18 protein-coding genes and 3 pseudogenes are annotated in these 19,086 nt (G+C 54.1%); 17 read left to right on the forward strand and 4 right to left on the reverse strand.

What is annotated here, in order from left to right; genetic code table 11:
* Window positions 1–39 precede the first annotated feature (39 nt).
* The 5 genes from F9C28_RS02850 (at window position 40) to F9C28_RS02870 (ending at window position 6,547) form a co-directional block, all read left to right on the forward strand.
* Window positions 40–1,692, forward strand: a complete 1,653-nt coding sequence (locus F9C28_RS02850) for an ATP-binding protein (protein ID WP_199013672.1) — start codon at window positions 40–42, stop codon at window positions 1,690–1,692.
* The gene (locus tag F9C28_RS02855) at window positions 1,685–2,380 is read left to right on the forward strand and encodes a response regulator (protein ID WP_199013674.1); all 696 of its coding nucleotides are present in this window, start codon (window positions 1,685–1,687) and stop codon (window positions 2,378–2,380) included. Before F9C28_RS02850 ends, F9C28_RS02855 begins: the two co-directional genes overlap by 8 nt.
* A gap of 168 nt (window positions 2,381–2,548) precedes the next feature.
* Complete coding sequence (locus tag F9C28_RS02860) at window positions 2,549–3,637, forward strand: ABC transporter substrate-binding protein (protein WP_199013676.1); 1,089 nt, start codon at window positions 2,549–2,551, stop codon at window positions 3,635–3,637.
* 77 nt (window positions 3,638–3,714) lie between these two features.
* A complete protein-coding gene (locus tag F9C28_RS02865) occupies window positions 3,715–5,484 on the forward strand; it encodes an ABC transporter permease (RefSeq protein WP_199013677.1) in 1,770 nt (589 codons plus the stop codon).
* Window positions 5,477–6,547, forward strand: a complete 1,071-nt coding sequence (locus tag F9C28_RS02870; RefSeq protein WP_199013678.1) for an ABC transporter ATP-binding protein — start codon at window positions 5,477–5,479, stop codon at window positions 6,545–6,547. Before F9C28_RS02865 ends, F9C28_RS02870 begins: the two co-directional genes overlap by 8 nt.
* Window positions 6,548–6,601: 54 nt before the next feature.
* Here F9C28_RS02870 and F9C28_RS02875 read toward each other — a convergent pair whose 3' ends face one another.
* The gene (locus F9C28_RS02875; protein WP_233148873.1) at window positions 6,602–7,348 is read right to left on the reverse strand and encodes an SDR family oxidoreductase; all 747 of its coding nucleotides are present in this window, start codon (window positions 7,346–7,348) and stop codon (window positions 6,602–6,604) included.
* A 133-nt stretch (window positions 7,349–7,481) separates the two neighbouring features.
* On the opposite strand from F9C28_RS02875, the gene F9C28_RS02880 reads away from it, so the two are divergent.
* From F9C28_RS02880 to yajD, 4 genes are all read left to right on the forward strand, one after another.
* The gene (locus F9C28_RS02880) at window positions 7,482–8,447 is read left to right on the forward strand and encodes an AraC family transcriptional regulator (RefSeq protein ID WP_199013679.1); all 966 of its coding nucleotides are present in this window, start codon (window positions 7,482–7,484) and stop codon (window positions 8,445–8,447) included.
* 81 nt (window positions 8,448–8,528) lie between these two features.
* The gene (locus F9C28_RS02885) at window positions 8,529–8,924 is read left to right on the forward strand and encodes a VOC family protein (RefSeq protein ID WP_199013680.1); all 396 of its coding nucleotides are present in this window, start codon (window positions 8,529–8,531) and stop codon (window positions 8,922–8,924) included.
* 93 nt (window positions 8,925–9,017) lie between these two features.
* Window positions 9,018–9,434, forward strand: coding sequence for a hypothetical protein (locus F9C28_RS02890; RefSeq protein WP_199013681.1), 417 nt, complete (start codon window positions 9,018–9,020; stop codon window positions 9,432–9,434).
* A 218-nt stretch (window positions 9,435–9,652) separates the two neighbouring features.
* On the forward strand, window positions 9,653–10,000 hold the full coding sequence (yajD, locus tag F9C28_RS02895) for an HNH nuclease YajD (protein WP_199013682.1): 348 nt from the start codon (window positions 9,653–9,655) through the stop codon (window positions 9,998–10,000).
* Window positions 10,001–10,049: 49 nt separating this feature from the next.
* On the opposite strand, the pseudogene F9C28_RS20445 reads toward yajD, so the two are convergent.
* Window positions 10,050–10,731: pseudogene (locus tag F9C28_RS20445) on the reverse strand (SDR family oxidoreductase).
* A 181-nt stretch (window positions 10,732–10,912) separates the two neighbouring features.
* On the opposite strand from F9C28_RS20445, the gene F9C28_RS02910 reads away from it, so the two are divergent.
* Together F9C28_RS02910 and F9C28_RS02915 are read left to right on the forward strand one after the other, a co-directional pair.
* Window positions 10,913–11,815, forward strand: coding sequence for a LysR family transcriptional regulator (locus tag F9C28_RS02910; RefSeq protein WP_199013694.1), 903 nt, complete (start codon window positions 10,913–10,915; stop codon window positions 11,813–11,815).
* Window positions 11,816–12,141: 326 nt separating this feature from the next.
* Window positions 12,142–12,808 (forward strand): annotated as a pseudogene (locus F9C28_RS02915) (DUF3313 domain-containing protein).
* Between the two features lie 175 nt (window positions 12,809–12,983).
* Here the strand turns inward: F9C28_RS02915 and F9C28_RS02920 are convergent.
* Complete coding sequence (locus tag F9C28_RS02920; protein WP_199013695.1) at window positions 12,984–14,126, reverse strand: HlyD family secretion protein; 1,143 nt, start codon at window positions 14,124–14,126, stop codon at window positions 12,984–12,986.
* The gene (locus F9C28_RS02925) at window positions 14,126–14,503 is read right to left on the reverse strand and encodes a DUF3302 domain-containing protein (RefSeq protein ID WP_199013696.1); all 378 of its coding nucleotides are present in this window, start codon (window positions 14,501–14,503) and stop codon (window positions 14,126–14,128) included. Before F9C28_RS02925 ends, F9C28_RS02920 begins: the two co-directional genes overlap by 1 nt.
* A 556-nt stretch (window positions 14,504–15,059) precedes the next feature.
* Between F9C28_RS02925 and frmR the strand changes: the two genes are divergently transcribed.
* From frmR to F9C28_RS02955, 6 genes and pseudogenes are all read left to right on the forward strand, one after another.
* The gene (gene frmR / locus F9C28_RS02930; protein ID WP_199013698.1) at window positions 15,060–15,335 is read left to right on the forward strand and encodes a formaldehyde-responsive transcriptional repressor FrmR; all 276 of its coding nucleotides are present in this window, start codon (window positions 15,060–15,062) and stop codon (window positions 15,333–15,335) included.
* A gap of 59 nt (window positions 15,336–15,394) precedes the next feature.
* On the forward strand, window positions 15,395–16,504 hold the full coding sequence (locus F9C28_RS02935) for an S-(hydroxymethyl)glutathione dehydrogenase/class III alcohol dehydrogenase (RefSeq protein ID WP_199013700.1): 1,110 nt from the start codon (window positions 15,395–15,397) through the stop codon (window positions 16,502–16,504).
* A gap of 43 nt (window positions 16,505–16,547) precedes the next feature.
* Complete coding sequence (locus F9C28_RS02940) at window positions 16,548–16,946, forward strand: VOC family protein (RefSeq protein WP_199013703.1); 399 nt, start codon at window positions 16,548–16,550, stop codon at window positions 16,944–16,946.
* 127 nt (window positions 16,947–17,073) lie between these two features.
* Window positions 17,074–17,922: an S-formylglutathione hydrolase gene (gene fghA / locus F9C28_RS02945; protein WP_199013707.1), complete on the forward strand. Its 849-nt coding sequence runs from the start codon at window positions 17,074–17,076 to the stop codon at window positions 17,920–17,922.
* A 248-nt stretch (window positions 17,923–18,170) separates the two neighbouring features.
* A complete protein-coding gene (locus F9C28_RS02950) occupies window positions 18,171–18,617 on the forward strand; it encodes a DUF3290 domain-containing protein (protein WP_199013709.1) in 447 nt (148 codons plus the stop codon).
* A 9-nt stretch (window positions 18,618–18,626) separates the two neighbouring features.
* Window positions 18,627–18,989: pseudogene (locus F9C28_RS02955) on the forward strand (DUF421 domain-containing protein); the annotation flags it as partial.
* Window positions 18,990–19,086: the final 97 nt, after the last annotated feature.

Consider the following 19,086-nt stretch of genomic DNA (forward strand, 5'->3'; position numbering starts at 1 on the left):
TCCGCGGATGTCTTTTTCTGTTCCGTTGCCGCAGGTCATATGAAACGCAGATTGCCTTTTCAGGTGAAGCTTTTTTTATCTCTGGTGGTATTTTCCAGCCTGCTATTGGCCTTGCTGGGCGTGACCCTGTTCCATTTTATTGACAGGCAACTGCATCACGACCTCGGCCAGCGCGCCCGGGTACAGGCCAGTGAAATCGCCTTAATGCCCGGCCTCGCCGAACAGGTGGCCGCCCGCAATGTCGCGGCCATTGCCCGGCTTATCCAGCCACTGCGCAACCACAGTGACGCCAGTTATATTGTGATTGGCGATACCCGGGAACAGCACCTGTACCATTCCGAAGCGCCGGATCGCCTGCACCGCCCGATGATTGGCGGCGATAACGCGGCGGTGTTACAGGGCCAGACGATTATTTCCGTGCGCCAGGGGGGCATTGGCGTGTCGCTGCGCAGTAAAGCGCCTATCTTCAATGGCGCCCATCAGGTTATCGGGATTGTCTCCGTCGGTTATCTCACGTCGTATATTGCCCATATCAATGCCCGGCTGCTCTGGCAGGCGGCGCTCTACGGCGCGGTACTCCTGCTGCTGCTGTTCCTCTTTTCCTGGATTTTTAGCCGCAACCTTAAAAAACAGATGTTCCGCCTCGAACCGCGGGATATTGCCTTGCTGGTCCGGCAACAAAAAGCCCTGCTCGAATCCATGTACGAAGGGGTGTTTGCGGTGGATGACGAACAGCGGCTGATTTTAATTAATCGTGCGGCCAGGGAGTTGCTGGCCATTCCCCACAGCGAACCGGCGTTGCTCGGCAAACCGCTGGATCAGGTATTACAGCTACCGGCGCACTTTTTCAGCCCGCAACAGCACCACGATAAACCGGCCCATCACGATAATATTACGGTGTTCAACCAGCGCCCGGTTATCGTTAACCGTGTGGCTATCGAGCTGGAGCCCGGTAGCGCAAGCGGCTGGGTGGTGAGCTTTCGCGATAAAAACGACATTAACACCCTCAGCAGCCAGCTAAGCCAGGTGACGCGCTATGCCGATAACCTGCGCATTATGCGCCATGAACAGCTTAACTGGACCGCCACCCTGGTGGGCCTGTTACAGATGCGCCACTACGATGCCGCCATGCGCTATATTCAGGCCCAGTCTGAAGGTGCCCAGAAGGTGCTGGATTTTGTCTCCGCCCATTTTGCCTCCCCGACGCTGTGTGGCCTGCTGCTGGGGAAATATGTCAGCGCCCGGGAAAAAGGCATCGCGCTGATTTTCGACCCGGCTTGCCGGTTATCCCGGCTCCCGGCGGGGCTCAGCGAAACCGAGCTAATGTCGGTTATCGGCAATCTGCTGGATAACGCCGTGGAGGCCACCCGCAACGGCCCCACCCCCGGTGCGCCCATTGAGGTGTATATTTCAGACCGCAACCAGGAGCTGGTTATCGAGGTGGCCGACCAGGGGTGCGGCGTTGAGGACGCCATCAAACCACAGATCTTCACCCTGGGTTTTACCAGCAAGCCCGCCGTGGACGGGGCACCCGCTGGCCCGGAACACGGTATCGGCCTGTATCTGGCCGCCGGGTACGTTCGCCAGGCCGGGGGCAGTATTGAGATCAGCGATAACGCCCCCCAGGGGGCGATTTTCTCGGTATTTATTCCGTATAACACGGCCATATACGCAGGACAGGATAATGACTAACGCCCGGGCACTTGAGGTGGTCATTGTGGAAGATGAACCGCATCTCGCCGAGTTACATCGTGAATATATTGAGCAGAACTTTCATCTGCGCGTGGCCGGGATTGCCGGCACCCTGGAACAGGCTAACGCGTTGATTCGCCGCTACCGGCCACGGCTGGTCTTGCTCGACAACACCTTGCCGGACGGTAAAGGGGTGGATCTGATAGACAGCCCGCTGCTGAAGAGTACCGGCTGCGCGGTGATTTTCATCACCGCCGCCAGCGATATGCAAACCTGTAGCCACGCCATGCGCAGCGGCGCATTCGACTACCTGATCAAGCCGGTCTTCTTCCAGCGCCTGCATGCCTCCCTGGCGCGGTTTATGTTGCTGGAACAGACCCTGCGCCAGGCCACCGTGGTGGATCAGCACGCCCTCGATCGCTTGTTCAGCCTGCCCGCCAGTGATGCCCCATCAGGCCCGTCCACCAAAGGGATTGAGCCCACGACTCTGGCGCGCATTACCGGCTTTTTCACCGCTAACCCGGACGCGGCCTGGTCAGTTGAACAGGTTGTCGCGTACGCCGGGATCAGTAAAACCACCGGCCGCCGCTACCTGGAATACTGTGTGGAAACCGGGCTGGTCAGTGTTGAGATGCTGTACGGCAATATTGGCCACCCCCGGCGGCTGTACCGCAAAATCCCCGGCTGAGCGCCCTGCTCATCCGGGTTGCGCGCTGCGGTTTTAATGGTGTTAATTGCCAAAAAAACGCCGCCAGTCACACTTCGGCGCGATAACAATCCGCCCCCGCTTGCCTGGCTGACCCCATGCGCTATGTTGGCTTTTAGTTCATAAAATGTGACTAAAAGGTTAACTAAAATGTCGAACACTTTCCGTATTGCTCTGCTTAGCGCCACGGTTCTGGCTTCTGCTTCTGCCCTGTCTGCGGTTCCCCAGGGTTACCCGGCGGATTACCAAAAGGTTATCGATGCCGCCACCAAAGAAGGCAAGGTGGTAATTTACTCCACCACCGATACCAAAGCCGCAGACCCGCTGATCAAAGGGTTTGAGGCCGCCTACCCGGGTATTAAGGTTGAATATAACGACATGAACAGCACCGAGCTGTACAACCGGTTCATCAGCGAACAGGCGTCCGGTAGCGGCAGCGGGGATGTGGTGTGGAGCTCATCAATGGATACCGCCCTGAAACTGGCCGCTGACTACGCCGGGGAGTACCGGTCACCAGAGCAGCCCCAGTTACCGGCGTGGGCCGTGTGGAACCATAAAGCCTATGGCACAACCTACGAGCCGGTGGTGTTTATCTATAACAAACGCCTGATCCCCGCCGCTGAGGTGCCTGACTCCCACACGGCGCTGGCCAGGCTGATCGCCAGCCAACCGGATAAATTCAAAGGCAAAGTCACCACCTACGATATCGAAAAGTCCGGCGTCGGATTTATGCTCTCGGTGCAGGACGCCGGTGCCGATCCGCATTACTTCACCACCCTGGCGGACATCGCCAAAGGGGGGCTGTCAGTACAGTCCTCAACCGGCACCATGATGGAGCGCGTCTCGTCGGGTGAAAACCTGATTGGCTTTAATATCCTCGGCTCCTATGCGGAGGCCCGCGCCAAAACGGACCCGTCACTGGGGATTGTCTACCCGAAAGACTACGCTCTGGTGCTGTCGCGGGTGTCGTTTATCAGCCAGCAGGCGCAAAACAGCAATGCCGCCCGGCTCTGGCTGGATTATGTGCTCTCAGAAAAGGGGCAAAATATTCTCGCCAACCAGTCTGATATCCCGTCAATCCGTAACGATATTGACGGCAAAAATGATATCGCCGGAATGACCAACATACTCGGTAACGCCCTGAAGCCGATCCCGGTGGACACCTCACTGCTGGATTATTTGCAGCCGAAAAAACGCCTCGATTACATCAAGCAATGGCGCGCTGCCGCCGCCAAATAAAGCCCCTCCGGCGCGTGCGCGCGCCGTTTTCGCTGACCTGATCCCGCGGGTACAGGTCGCTATATCAGGGACACTATATGAATGCATTACGCAGAAAGTGGCAACGCCTGCCGCGCGGTATCGTGGTGTTGATAACCGCACTGGCGATTTATACGCCGCTGTCGTTTATCGTGATCCAGAGTTTCTTGTCCGCGCCGTTTTTCTCCCCGGCCAGGACATGGAGCCTGGAGTCCTTTGGGTTTATTTTTACCGATCCGGATTTTTATCAGGCCCTTAAAAGCGGTTTTATTCTGGCCTTTGGGCTGGTGGTTATCGCCATCCCCCTCGGCGGTATTCTGGCTTTTCTGATGGTACGCACCGATTTACCCGGTCGGCGCCTGATTGAGCCGCTGATCCTGGTGCCGATATTTGTCTCGCCGATGGTACTGGGGTTTGGCTATGTGGTAGCTGCCGGGCCGGTGGGGTTCTTCTCACTGTGGGCCCAGGCGTTGATCGGCTTCGTGCCGTGGAATATCTATAACATGGCGAGCATTGTGGTGATTGCCGGGCTGACCCATGTTCCCCACGCCTATCTGTATATCTCCTCGGCATTGCGCAGTGTCGGCTCAGATGTTGAAGAGGCCGCCCGCATCGCCGGGGCCTCGCCGCTTCAGGTGATGACCGCCGTCAGCCTGCCGATGGTTCGCCCGTCTATTCTGTATGCCGTGGTGCTGTTGTTCTTCCTCGGCCTGGAAGTCTTCGGCCTGATGCTGGTGCTGGGGGACCCGGAAGGCAATATGGTGCTGGCCACCTATCTCTATCAGCTGACCAATAAGCTTGGCACCCCGTCTTACCATCTGATGGCGGCGGTGGCGGTGGTGCTGATTTGCATCACTATTCCGCTGGTGATGTTGCAGCGCCAGCTGATGCGCACCGCCAATCGCTTTGTGACCATGAAAGGTAAAGCAAGCCAGGCCCGGGCATTGCCGCTGGGCAAATGGCGCTGGGTTGCCGGGGCGGTGGTGGCCGCCTGGCTGACGGTCACCATTGGTGTTCCCCTGATTGGGGTGGCGCTGCGGGCCTTTATTTCGAACTGGGGGGTCGGGGTATCCCTCTGGGATGAGATGTCGCTTAACACCTTCCGCACTATCTGGGGGCAGCCTAATCTGCTGCGGGCCATCGTCAATTCGATGAGTATCGGGGTGATTGGCGGCGCGCTGGCGGTTGTCTGCTACCTGTTTATTGGCATTGCTATGCACCGTAAGCCGGATAACACCACCCGCTTCCTCGACTATAGCGTGCTGGTGCCGCGCGCGGTACCCGGGCTGCTGGCGGGGCTGGCGTTCCTGTGGGTCTTTCTGTTTCTGCCGATGTGGCTGGATAACACGCTTAAAGATGGCTGGCTTTCCGGGTTCTCCGGGTCACAGTGGTTGCGCGATAACCTGGTCGTCTGGTTACGTTCACTGCGCAGCACCATTTTCAGTGTCTGGCTGGCCTATACCGTGGTGTGGATGGCCTATGGGTTGCGGTTGATCTCCTCCACCCTGCTCCAGGTGGGGCCGGAGCTGGAAGAAGCCGCCCGCAGCGCCGGGGCCACCCGCGGGCAGATTACCCGCCACGTCACCATGCCGCTGTCGCGCTATGGCCTGATAGGCGCCTGGCTGCTGATGTTCTTGATCTTTGAGCGCGAATACTCAACCGGGGTGTATCTGCTGTCGCCGGGTACGGAAACCATCGGTTCGATGCTGGTTTCGCTGTGGGCCGCTGGGGCCATTGATATTGTCGCCGCCCTGTCGTTTATCAATATTCTGCTGGTGGTGCTTGGTCTGGGAATTGCCCTTCGTTTTGGAGTCAAATTACATGATTGAATTAGCGGTCGAGGATCTGCACTTAACCTACGGTGACAATCCGGTATTAAAGGGCGTGTCGATGAACCTGAAACGCGGGGAAGTGGTCTCTCTGCTGGGGCCATCGGGCAGTGGCAAAACCACGTTATTACGCGCCGTGGCCGGGCTGGAAAAACCCACCAGCGGGGCGATTATCATCGGCAAGAGCCGGGTTTATAACGGCACCCCGCGCAGTGAAATCCCCGCCGAGGAGCGTAACCTGGGGCTGGTGTTTCAGTCATACGCCCTGTGGCCGCATAAAACCGTGTTTGACAACGTGGCCTACCCCCTCAAATTGCGCAAAGTAGCGGCCCGGGAGATAACCGAACGGGTGGAGAACGTGCTGGCGCAGCTTGGTCTTGGCCACCTGGGCAAACGCCATCCGCATCAGCTTTCCGGCGGCCAGCAGCAGCGCGTGGCCATTGGCCGGGCGCTGGTCTATAACCCGCCGGTTATCTTGCTCGATGAGCCGCTTTCCAACCTTGACGCCAGGCTACGGGAGGAGGCGCGGGTGTTTCTGCGTGAGCTTATCATCAGGCTCGGCCTGTCGGCGCTGATGGTCACCCACGACCAGAATGAAGCGATGGCGATTTCCGACCGTATTCTGTTGTTAAATAACGGCAAGATTGAGCAGCAGGGCACGCCCCAGGAAATGTATGACGCGCCGCAAACGCTGTTTAGCGCCGAGTTTATGGGCAGCAATAACCGGTTGCCGGGCAAGGTCACCGGGATACGCGACGGTAAAGCCTATATTCAGGGCAACGGCTGGGGGCTGTGGGGGATGGCGGGGGCCGGGCTACAGGTGGGCCAGCCTGGGGTGGCGGTGATCCGCGTGGAGCGCGTTATCCTGGCAGACGGCCCCGGGGAGAATCAACTGGCGCTGCCGCTGTTGACCAGCATGTACCTGGGTGACCGCCGGGAATACCTGTTTCGTACTCCGGGCGATGATATTGCTATCCGCGCTTATGGTCATGCACTGTGCGATCCTCAGCATTGCTGGCTGTCGTTCCCGGAACAGCAGTTGTGGATCTTCCCGCAGCCCTGAGCCACCCGCCGGTAGCCCGGGATGCACGCGGTTCCCGGGCTACCGGCGAAGGGGTTAGTGGCGGGTATTCAGCGCCAGGAAAACCTCATCATACTGCCCGTTACGTTCGGCAAAACGGAACAGCTTACTGCGCTCAACGTTAATCTCTTTTAACGGCTCCCCGGATTGCAGTAACGCCATCACTTCACTGACAAACTGATCCAGCCCCATGGCGATGCTGCCGTCTTTGCTGCCGTGGAGATCGGTTTGCACCATCGGCGGGGTTATCTCGATAACCCTGAGCGCGGAGGCCGCCAGCTGAAAACGTAAGGATTCGGTCCAGGAATGGAGCCCGGCCTTGGCGGCACAGTATGCCGGTACGGCGGTGTAGGGCATAAACGCCAGATCAGAGGTGACATTAATCACCGCCCCTGCCCTGGCCGCCAGCAGATGCGGCAGTAAAGCACTGGTCAGGATCATCGGGCCGGTCAGGTTAGTGGCGATGGAGGTCAGCATCTTGTGCGGTTCCGGGTGGGTTAGATCTTCCGGGTACTGGACCCCGGCATTATTGATAAGCATATTCAGCGCCGGGAAACGCGCGGTCAGCTGCCGGGCAATATCCGCCAGGCTGTCAATATCGCTGATATCCATCACCTGATATTGCATACCCGGGTTGGCCTCACACACCTGTTGCAGCGCAGATTCACGCCGCCCGGCAATAATCACCGTATTACCCAGCCGGAACAGTTCCTCTGCCAGCCCGCGCCCGATACCGCTGCCGCCACCGGTGATCAAAATGGTGTTGTCGCGTAATGTCATCATGTCAGATCTCACTCTGTTGATTGCCTGAATGGCGTTGCCAGTGGAATAGTACGCGGCAGATTATAGAAACAATCGCTGGATTATTTATCACCAAAAAACCAGAATATCAGTCTATTCGTCCTGGAATGTACCCATGAATACCCTCGACTACCTGCTGGAACAGCTGAAGCTCACCAGTTCGATTTTCTGCCAGTTAACGCTCAATGGCCGCTGGGGATTGGCCAAACCCCGGCACCACCAGGGGGCCCCGTTCCATCTGGTGTTGTCCGGCACGGCCTGGCTGCGTCTGCCGGCGGCCCGGCAGCTTATTGCGCTGAAACCGGATGATATGGTGATGATCCCCGCCGGTTATTATCATGAGTTGCTGAGCGATCCCGATGCGCACCCGGTGGATTTTACCCAGTTGCTGGCCGGGCACGGCCAGCCCGCCGCCGATCCGGACGCCCATTTTCAGTCGGCCCGTATCATCCTCGGCGAGCCCGGGGCTGACCAGACCAACGTGGTGACAGGTATTTTTAACTTTGACCAGGCCCTGCGTAATCCCCTGGTAAACGCCCTGCCGGACTATCTTCACCTGGGGGCAGCGGACAACCCCTGGCTGCCCCCAACCCTCGGGCTGCTGGTCAGCGAGCTGGACGCTCCGCTGCCGGGGATGCGCACCATTGCGGTCCGGCTGGCGGATATTCTGTTTGTTCAGGGGATCCGCGCCTGTCTTTCCCGGGGGGAGATTTTCAAAGCCGGGTGGCTAAATGGCCTGACTGACCCCCAGATTGCCAAATCCCTGGCCCTGATCCATCAGTCCCCGGACCAGCACTGGAGTATCGCGCTACTGGGCCAGGCGGTGGGGATGTCGCGCTCACGCTTTGCGGCGCGGTTTAAAACGCTGCTGGGGCAATCCCCGATGCGCTATTTAACCGAATGGCGGATGTATCAGGCGGCTGAGCAGTTGCGCGCCTCCACCATCCGCCTGAGCCAGCTGGCGGAGCAATCAGGCTATGAGTCCGATGTGGCCTTCAGCAAGGCGTTTAAAAAGTGGAGTGGCTGCACCCCCCGGGCCTTTCGCGCCGGTGAACAGACCAAAGAACATGCCCCGCGCTAGCGCGGTTATGCCGCCATCGCCTATGCTGTGGGTTTATATTATCCCGCGCATACCGCCGGGGCTGACTCAGAGGATGAACCGTTGAGAACACAAAAACGCTGTATGGGGTACGTCGCCATTGTGGTGGATGATTACGATCACGCCATTGACTACTACACCCAAAAACTCGGTTTCACCCTGGTAGAGGACACGCCGCAGCCGGGTAAGCGCTGGGTTGTGGTTACCCCAAACCCAGACAGTGACTGCAATTTATTGCTGGCCAGGGCGTCGAATGATCGCCAGCAAGGCGCTATCGGGGATCAGTGTGGCGGCAGGGTATTTCTGTTCCTGCAATCCGATGACTTCTGGCGCGATTACCATGCCATGAAAGCGGCGGGGGTGCATTTTTGTGAAACGCCCCGCGAGGAGGAGTATGGCACGGTGGTGGTGTTCGAGGACCTGTACGGCAACCGCTGGGATCTCTATCAGAAGCGATAATTGCGGGGAAAAACGCAGATCTTGCCGTGAAAACGACAATAATAAGCGGGGCATTCCCGGTAGATAACTATCTAAGACAAGGCGGAGAACACCATGAACAGAATAATGATAATCACCACGGGGGCCGTGTTGCTTGCCTCCTCGTTCAACGCATCCGCCATATCAGAAGCCTACCGCAAACAGCTGGCGCGCTCCGGTTGCACCCAGCTGACCGACGGTAATGGCTGCGATAGCCACAAAACCCGGGCTGAAAACTTTCCGCCTAAAAACAGTACCGCGCCCGCAACACCAGCCGCTACCGCCATGTCCGGCCCGGCGGCCGGTGTCGCCCATGATCTGGACAAAAAAGTGGTGGGTAAATACCAGGGCCAGGCGGTCGACGCCATGATAACCGACGGCTGGAAACGCCTGAATACCAGGGGGACCAAATGGTCAAAAGCGGGTTTCACTGCCGAGTTTGATATCAATACCAATGGCCAGGTCATGGGGACAGTGGTCCACCCGCAATAAGCCCGCGCCGGAGGCTGGCAGGGTTACAATGTGATAATCGTCTGAATTATCCGCGTGTTATCATCCGCGCTGTGCCCCAGGTCACCGTTTCACCCCCGCGATGGTTTACCATTAGGAATCAACACCCTACTCCTCTTTTATTTCTCCTTAAGTTTCATTATGGGATATATTGAGGGCACTATCGTCAAACAACCACTTTGTGACAGGTAACATTGGTAATGGCTCTGATCCCGAAAAACTACACGCGGCTGGAAAGCGGCTACCGTGAGAAAGCACTGAAAATTTATCCCTGGGTATGTGGGCGCTGCTCCCGGGAGTTTGTCTATTCAAACTTACGTGAACTCACCGTGCACCATATCGATCATGACCATACCAATAACCCGGAAGATGGCAGCAACTGGGAGTTGTTGTGCCTCTATTGCCATGACCACGAGCACTCAAAATACACTGAGGCTGACCAGTACGGCACCACCGTGGTGGCGGGGGAAGATGCGCAAAACGATGTTGAGCCAGCAACCTATAACCCCTTTGCTGATTTAAAGTCGATGCTGAATAACAAGAAATAGTGTTGCCGGGAATGGCGCCGGTAGCGCATTGTCACCGGCGCTGCGGGCATCAGTGGGTGTTATCGCCCTTTTCTGTACCCGCCCCTAAATCGTGATCCCGCCATCTACACTGAGAGTGGTTCCGGTAATAAACCCGGCCCCCCGGTGAGCACAGATAAAGCACGGCACCCGCAATCTCTTCCGGGTGGCCCGTGCGTTTCATCGGTTGCAGATTATTGAGAAACTCGCGGCCATGTTCATCGGCCCGCATCTCTGCGTTCATCGGTGTGTCAATCACCCCCGGGCACACGGCATTAATCCTTACCCCCTGTGAGGCAAACTCCACCGCCGCCGCTTTGCAATATCGCCGGGATTTCATATTTCATACAAAGCGCAGTACCGCGCACGTTCACGGCGAGGATGCGATCAATATCCCCGGCAGTGGTTTCCGTTACCGGTGCGGGCGGGAGGAAAATCCCCGCATTATTAAAGGCAAAATGTAAACCACCAAAAACATCAAGGGTGCGCGCTACCAGGCGATCAACCTCCTGTTCAATGGCGATATCGGCCGGGACAAAAAGCGCGCGGCCGCCGGCCTGTTCAATACGTGCAACGGTTTCCTGGCCCCCTGCCTCCCGCCGCCCGGCCACGACAACGCTGGCCCCTTCCCGGGCAAAGGCGAGTGCCGTGGTCCGGCCAATGCCAGAAGTGCCGCCAGTAACAAGTACCACTTTATCGGTGAACATTTTCATCGTGATTAATCCTGATTATCCGGAAGACGCGCCGCACAGGCATCATCTGTCCGGCCGCATTACGCCATAACGCGTTTACCAACAACGAGGAACTGACTATAAGGCGCTTTATTGTTTTGGATAAGCCGTGCTATATCGCATATATTGCTGGGTTATATTCATCAATAAGGCCGCTATCTGTATGCGTACCAATGAACTGGGTGAACTGACTGCATTTGTTGCCATCGCCGAAGAGCGAAGCTTCCGGCGGGCCGCCGCGCGGCTTAATTTGACCGCCTCGACGCTTAGCCACGCGTTGCGGGCACTGGAGGAACGCCTGGGTGTCAGGTTGCTTAACCGCACCACCCGCACCGTTGCGCCCACTGCGGCTGGCCTGGCATTATTGGAGAAAATCGCCCCGGCCTTTTCGGCTATTTCTACCGCCGTCGAAGAGGTTAACGACTTCCGCCAGCACCCCCACGGTAGCCTGCGTATCAACCTGTCTCGCATTGCCTACCACATGGTCGTTGCGCCCATTTTGACGCAGTTTTGCAACAACTTTCCCGATATCACCCTGGAAATATCACTTAATGACAGCTTTGTGGATATTGTCGAAGCGGGGTTTGATGCCGGTATTCGTCTGCGGTCTGATATTCCACAGGATATGAACGCGGTGCGGGTCACGCAAAACCTCACTGCGGCGGTGTATGGTTCACCGGATTATTTTCGCCGTTTCCCTTTGCCGCAGACACCACAAGATTTGCAGCAGCATTTATGTATTGGCAGACGCGAAATCGCCAGCGGCAACCTGTCGCGCTGGGCGTTTGCAAAAGACGGTAAGCACGTCGCAATACCGGTCCGCGGCCCGCTGGTGCTGGACACAGTCGACACGATGATCGACATCGCGTTACAAGGGATTGGGCTGGTGTATGCCGCTGACAGCGAAGAGAATCGGCAACATGTGGCTGCGGGCCGGCTGGTGCGCGTACTGGCCGACTGGTCGACAACCGTGCCCGGTTTCTACCTCTACTTCCCGGGTCACCGGCACCTCTCCGCTGCGCTTAACGCCCTGATTGCCACCGTGCGCGTGGGCAGCGACAGCTAAACCCTGACCGATTCAATCCGTTTATTTCAATGGCAAGACGGGTTAATGCTTCATCCGCTCCCCCGGTGGCGTTACTAATCCCTCTTGTCTGAGAGATTAAGCCAAAAGGGGGGCCTGCAGATCAACTAATAGGCAATAACGCCTTGTAAATAAAATAAGGGCTGCATAATCATCCGTGCAGAGATATACCATACACACCGAATGGTAAATTTTTATTTATTTTAATACTTCTATATAAAAGATACATCCTGACACTATTAACCCACCCATAAAAAAATGATCCGATGCTATCTTTGGCTCGCTTTTATATATTAATGGAGTGTCAGATGAAAGTTGGCTTTTTAGCAAAAATATTTTTATGTACTACGTTTATTTCTATCGTTGGTTGCTCATCAAAAGTGCCAGAAAAAAAATAAATACTCTGGTTTTCTCAGTGACTATTCAAAACTTAAAGAGACCGAGAGCAGTACAGGAAAACCGGTGTTGCGGTGGGTGGACCCAAATTTCAATCCCGATAACTATGACAGCATCCAATATAATTCACTGGTTTATTATCCGACACCAAAACCATCAACACAAATTGGTGAAAAGGTGCTTAGCCAACTGCTTACATACACTGATAATAAATTAAAACAGTCATTTTCTGAACGTAAGCCACTGGTAACCTCCCCCGGGCGGCGGACGTTAATATTCAGGGGGGCAATCACAGGCGTAAGTAGCGCAGAACAAGGCCTGCAATTCTATGAGGTCTTACCCGTAACATTACTCATTGCCGCTACTCAAGTCGCAACAGGCCACCGGACAATGGAAACGCATTTGTATATTGAGGAAGAGTTAATTGATGCATCAACCAGGAAACCCGTGCTGCAAGTCGTCAGGTTAGGTGAAGGAGAAGGTATCAAAAACCAGGATACCCCCATGAGCTTAGCCAACTTAAAAACAGTGGTAGATGGCTTAGGGACTGACGTAACGGCATTTAATATTAAAAAATAATTACATTCATTATCCTGGCCAACATATAGTGCGAAGATAAGCGCTGGCAAGCCTCGTATTGATACTCACCCTAATAATCCCGGGATGTGGTGATCAGTAAAATAATAAACACAGATGATAGTGATGAATAAAAAAAGCAACATCTCCCGCCGCTGGCGGGAGAAAAGGAACGCCATTAATGATCGAGGAAAACATAGTTTTCCCAGCTGCTCATACGGATGAGAATTTTACGTATCAGTGATAATTCCTTGAAATGACCGGAATAGACCGCAACGTTAACTTGCGTCCCCTGAGGCAGTTGATAACCATCCAGCCGCGGATCGGTCGCTTTCACCTTCACCAAAACGCGGCCCTGTTTAACCAGATCGGCAGTGGCCAGTAATTTACCTTGCCCCTGGAACTGGCTTTCACCAATTGCAGGTAACACATCAACCACCTCGCCGCTAAATACCGTCCCAGGAATGGAGGGGAACATAAGCTCTGCTTTATAACCCGGTTTAAGCCGCTGAAGCGAATTTTGCCGGAATGCCGCCACGTAGTTTTTCTTTGACTCGGTATCTCTTGGCACAAAGGTCATTACAGGTGCCAGACCCAATGCCGTAGACATCGCGCCTTTACGCAGACCAACGGTACTGACATAACCTGCCATGGGCGCCCGCACCACCGTGCTTTCGAGGTTAAACTCAGCCTTATGCAGCTGTGCTAACAGCGACGCGACTTTCGTGTTCTGTCCATTAACAACCGATTCGAGATTATTTTTCGCCTGTTCAACCTGAGCCTGCGCAGCGGCAACGCTGGCCTCTGTTGCCTTATAGGCCTGACGGCGGGTATCCACCATCTGATCGGAAAACGCGCCTTTGGTATGGCCTTCGCTATAACGCACGTACTCGCGTTGGGCTTTGTCCCTGTCGGCAATGGCTTTACTGAGATCTGCCTGCGACTGCTTCAGCCCGGAATCCAGCGATAGCGCATTTTGAATGGCTTCTTTAACCTGGGCACGGAGATCATCAACTTTCGCCTGGAATGGCGTAGGATCGATGCGAAACAACACATCGCCTTCTTTCAGCCATACGTTGGGCTTAACGGGCACCTCAATGACTCTGCCGCGGACCTGAGAAACAATCGGTACCGTCTGGTATGCTTGCTTGCCCATATCGCTAAAGGGGTAGTTATAATTCATCACCAGAATTATTAAAGAAATAAAAATAACGCCACCGAGTACTGCCGTCGGTACTGTCCATTTATTTAGCGGAATGCGGAAAATCTTAAAAATGGTGATGCAGAGTGCGGCATAGCAAAGTAGTAATAACGTTTCCATTATTTTTCTCGCTTATATATTGCCATAGCAGATGCGTCTGCTGTGGATTGTTTAAGCTCATTAAGTTCACTTTCTAACTGGTTAACCTGCATAAGAAAATGCGTCATCTGATGCTGAATATTCTGTTGTTCTTCGCTAATTTTTTGCATACCCCAGCCCCGGTCTTCGCGCCAGAGTGTGGCCCAAATCCATAGCAACGGCCACAGAACATGCAGCGTAAACAGGCTTACCCAGCCAGCATAATGGATGGCATCCTGATGGGGATGATTACGTTTTTTCGCAATTTCATAAGGGATATCGTGGATAGCAATAATCCCATAGAACAAGATGATAAGCACCGCAGTCAGTATTACCAGTGCAACATAATCCAGGAACATATGAAAACTCCAGCGGGGAATAAGTAGCAAGAATAAATAGATATAAAATCATTTGAGATTACAGAAGACCATAATCTGTTTAAGATCACAATGTCGCAGCAATCCAAAAATAAACTACAAAGTTAAAAATAAAATATGAATATTTAATTTAAAAATAAATTTTAATATCTGCCGTTCCCTATCGGTAAATATGTTACCCCCCTGTGGCGGTGTCGGTTCAAAGCCCCCGGAGTGGTTCCCGCGCGATCACGAATAAGCATTACAGGCCTGGGCCGCAAAGACAATGACGTGAATCCCCCGGCCTGCACGATCACTTCTACACTATAACTGATGAAAACTGGCACAGCGCGGTCATGTTTACTCGCAGAAAAGTGAGCGGTTCTTCACCAGGAAGGCAGGCTCCGGCCCCCTGGAGCTCTGTACCATGAACGTGGAAAGAGGCCTGAAACGGGTCTGTCACCGGTGATGGGTGAAAGATCGTAAGGTCACCGCCCCTCTTGCATAGTATAGGGGGGTATACTATATTGACGTTAATTCTGATTAACAGAGACATTCAATGCCGCATTCACCAGAAGAGAAAAAACAAGCGCTTACCCGGGTAAGGCGCATCAAAGGCCAGATTGCAGCGCTTGAACAGGCGCTTGAAAACGGAGAGGAATGTACTTCAGTTTTGCAGCAACTGGCTTCTGTCCGCGGAGCCGTTAACGGCCTGATGGCGGTTGTTCTGGAGAGCTATCTCCGGGAGGAGTTCCCCGATACCGGCGAACGGAATGCGTCACAGAAGAGATCAATAGACGACACCATTTCGATTGTCCGCTCTTATCTGCGCTAACGCTGCCAGGCAGGCGTCTGGCAGCGTTAGTAACAACAAATAATGAAAGGAAATAACGTATGAAATCACGTGCAGCGGTTGCCTTCGGGCCAGGTAAACCTCTTGAGATCGTTGAGATTGATGTGGAACCACCTCGTAAAGGTGAGGTTCTGGTAAAAATTACCCATACCGGCGTCTGCCATACCGATGCGTTTACCTTGTCCGGTGACGATCCGGAAGGTGTATTCCCGGCGGTACTGGGGCACGAAGGTGCCGGTGTGGTTGTGGAAGTCGGTGAAGGTGTCACCAGTGTGAAACCTGGCGACCATGTTATTCCACTCTATACGGCAGAATGCGGCGAATGTCTGTTCTGTAAATCCGGCAAAACCAACCTGTGTGTCTCGGTTCGCGCCACCCAGGGTAAAGGACTGATGCCGGACGGCACCACCCGCTTCTCTTACCAGGGACAGCCCCTTTTCCACTATATGGGCTGCTCCACATTCAGCGAATACACCGTGGTTGCGGAAGTCTCTTTAGCCAAAATCAATCCGCAGGCAAACCCCGAACATGTCTGCCTGCTGGGCTGCGGTGTCACCACCGGCATTGGCGCAGTACACAATACCGCCAAAGTACAACCGGGTGATACGGTCGCGATTTTTGGCCTGGGCGGTATTGGTCTTGCGGCGGTACAGGGGGCGCGCCAGGCAAAAGCGGGCCGTATCTTTGCTATCGATACCAACCCGGAAAAATTTGAACTGGCGCGTTCATTCGGGGCAACTGACTGCCTGAACCCGAAAGACTACGACAAACCTATCCAGGACGTCCTGATTGAGATGACGGGCTGGGGTGTTGACCATACCTTTGAATGCATCGGTAATGTGGACGTGATGCGTTCAGCGCTGGAAGCGGCACACCGTGGCTGGGGCCAATCCGTGGTGATCGGTGTCGCCGGTGCCGGTAAAGAGATCTCTACCCGTCCGTTCCAGCTGGTTACCGGCCGGGTATGGAAAGGTTCCGCATTTGGCGGTGTGAAAGGCCGCACCCAGCTCCCGGGTATGGTGGAAGACGCCATGAAAGGTGACATCGAGCTGGCGCCTTTCGTCACTCATACCATGGGCCTGGATGACATTAATGACGCCTTCGATCTGATGCATGAAGGCAAATCTATCCGTACGGTGATCCACTACTGATCCCCGGTGTACGGTTTACTCTCCGATGTAAAGGACATGATTTATGACCACTCCCGTGATTTCCGGTGACGGCATTTTCTCACACGTCTTTATCGGTGCCGTAGATGTTGAGAAATCAGCCGCATTTTACGACGCTGCATTAGGCGCTCTTGGCATCAAGAACCTCGGCCCTTTCGGTAATGGCTGGGTTCTTTTTGGCCGCGATAAACCGGCTTTCATCATCGCCCGTCCGGGCAATGGCGAAGCCCCGTCGGGCAATGGTATGACGATTGGCTTTGCTGCCGCCAGCCCTGCCGAGGTAGATGCTTTCCATGCCGCAGGCCTTGCCGCCGGCGGTACCGATGAAGGCCAGCCGGGTCCGCGAGGTCACCTGCCGGGCGCCTATGCGGCCTACCTGCGCGATCCGGCAGGCAACAAGATCTGTTCGTACACCTTCATCTAAAACCGTGACGCCGGGACAGCCCGCAGTCGTATCCGACTGCGGGCATCGATCCGGGACATCATGACAACCTGTCTGGCTGAACGGCCAGCGCATTGATTAATTATCCTGCCGATATACGGAGAAAACCATGGAACGTCTTGAACACCATGCCAGCTTTGATGGCTGGCAGGAAGTCTATCAGCATGCGTCGGGAACGCTTGGCTGCACCATGAAACTGGGTGTTTATAGTCCGCCTCAGGCCCGTGACGGCAATGTGCCGGTGCTCTACTGGCTTTCCGGCCTGACCTGTACAGAGCAGAATTTTATTACTAAATCCGGTGTGCAGCGCTATGCCGCAGAGCATGGGATAATGATTGTCGCGCCAGATACCAGCCCACGCGGGGCGGATGTTCCCGATGACGCTGATTATGCCCTCGGACAGGGTGCCGGGTTCTACGTTAATGCTACCCGGGAGCCCTGGGCGACCCATTACAGAATGTATGACTACGTGGTTAACGAACTCCCGGCGCTGATTGAACGCGAGTTCCCCGCCACTGACAAGAGAGCCATCAGCGGGCATTCGATGGGCGGCCATGGCGCACTCATGATTGCGTTAAGAAACCCGGGACGCTACCAGAGCGTGTCCGCATTCTCACCGGTTGTGGCGCCGTCTCAGGTTCCCTGGGGGCAAAATGCGCTGTCTGCCTATCTTGGGGACGACAGAGAAAGCTGGCAGCAGTATGACACGGTTGCGCTGATCCGCACGGCCCAGGAGCGGCTGCCCCTGTTGGTCGATCAGGGGCTTAATGATGAATTCCTTAACACCCAACTCCAGCCAGAGCGGCTAAAACGCGCCTGTGAAGAGGCTAATTATCCGCTAACGCTCAATCTCCGGCCCGGTCATGACCATAGCTATTATTTTATCGCCAGCTACATTGGCGACCACATGGCACACCATGCCGCGGCGCTGACACGCCAGGATCAGAAGCACAGGTAAGGGGCAAGCAACGTGCCGCTACTCATCCCGTCCCGCTGGCCGACAACGATGCGGTGGTGGTGCGTGGTGCCCGGGAGAACAACCTGAAAGAAGTGGATATCTCTATTTCTCGTAATGCGCTGGATGATAGACAGATTTCCCGTAACGCATTGATAATAAACAAAGTAAATATCCACTGTGAATGAGGTGCAGGTCAATGTGTTACTATAATAAAAATGGGGCCCTGGGGATTTAGGAAATATAAGTATATGCGATTTTATGGCATCGATTATCTACAAACACAGTCTAATATCAATGATTACCTAAAATATATCATCATATTTAGTGCCTTATTTATCCTGATCGTTGTTTTTAGCCTGTATATGCGCCATCGCTTGCAAACTAAATATCGTGACTTAACGATTATCGTCTTCTTATTTTTACTCTTCATTTCTGGTGTCCAGTATGCGGATTATACTGATAGCCAAAATATACACTCCCAATCATCACAAATGGTTAACTTTGTCAGAGTGTTATCACAAGAAAAAAAAGTGAATGTAAACTCGATATTCTCCAGCTCAGTACAGCTTTCGGATGGTATTATTGTTAAAATTAATGAATTTTATTACCGCGTCAACTTAAGCCCGGATCAAAAAACATACACCTTAGAAGAGGTTTCGTTAGTAAACCCAGAGATAGAAATCATAAAAAATTGAGGAGTAGAAATGATAATTTATATGCCCATCATTATAAAATTAGGTCTGGGGATCCTGTGTTTAATTGTTCAAATAAACCTGATGGGGAAGGGAAATCTGGCCCCTTCGTCCGCAATGGATCAGGTTCAGAACTATGTGCTCGGGGGGATCATCGGTGGCGTTATTTACAATGAATCAATAACGGTACTACAATTCGTTCTCGTGCTAATCATATGGACTTTCCTCGTCTTTGTTCTTAAATTCTTAAAAGAAAACAATCGATTAGTTAAACGAATTATTGATGGGAAACCTATTACTTTGGTACATAATGGCAGCATTAATGTTAAGGAGTGTTTACGCAACGGCGTTTCTGCAAATGACCTGATGTTCAGGTGATGCTGCCAACTTACTGATTTAGTGTATGATGGTGTTTTTGAGGTGCTCCAGTGGCTTCTGTTTCTATCAGCTGTCCCTCCTGTTCAGCTACTGA

It is taken from the genome of Shimwellia pseudoproteus, assembly GCF_016415625.1.
GTDB classification, from domain to species: domain Bacteria; phylum Pseudomonadota; class Gammaproteobacteria; order Enterobacterales; family Enterobacteriaceae; genus Shimwellia; species Shimwellia pseudoproteus.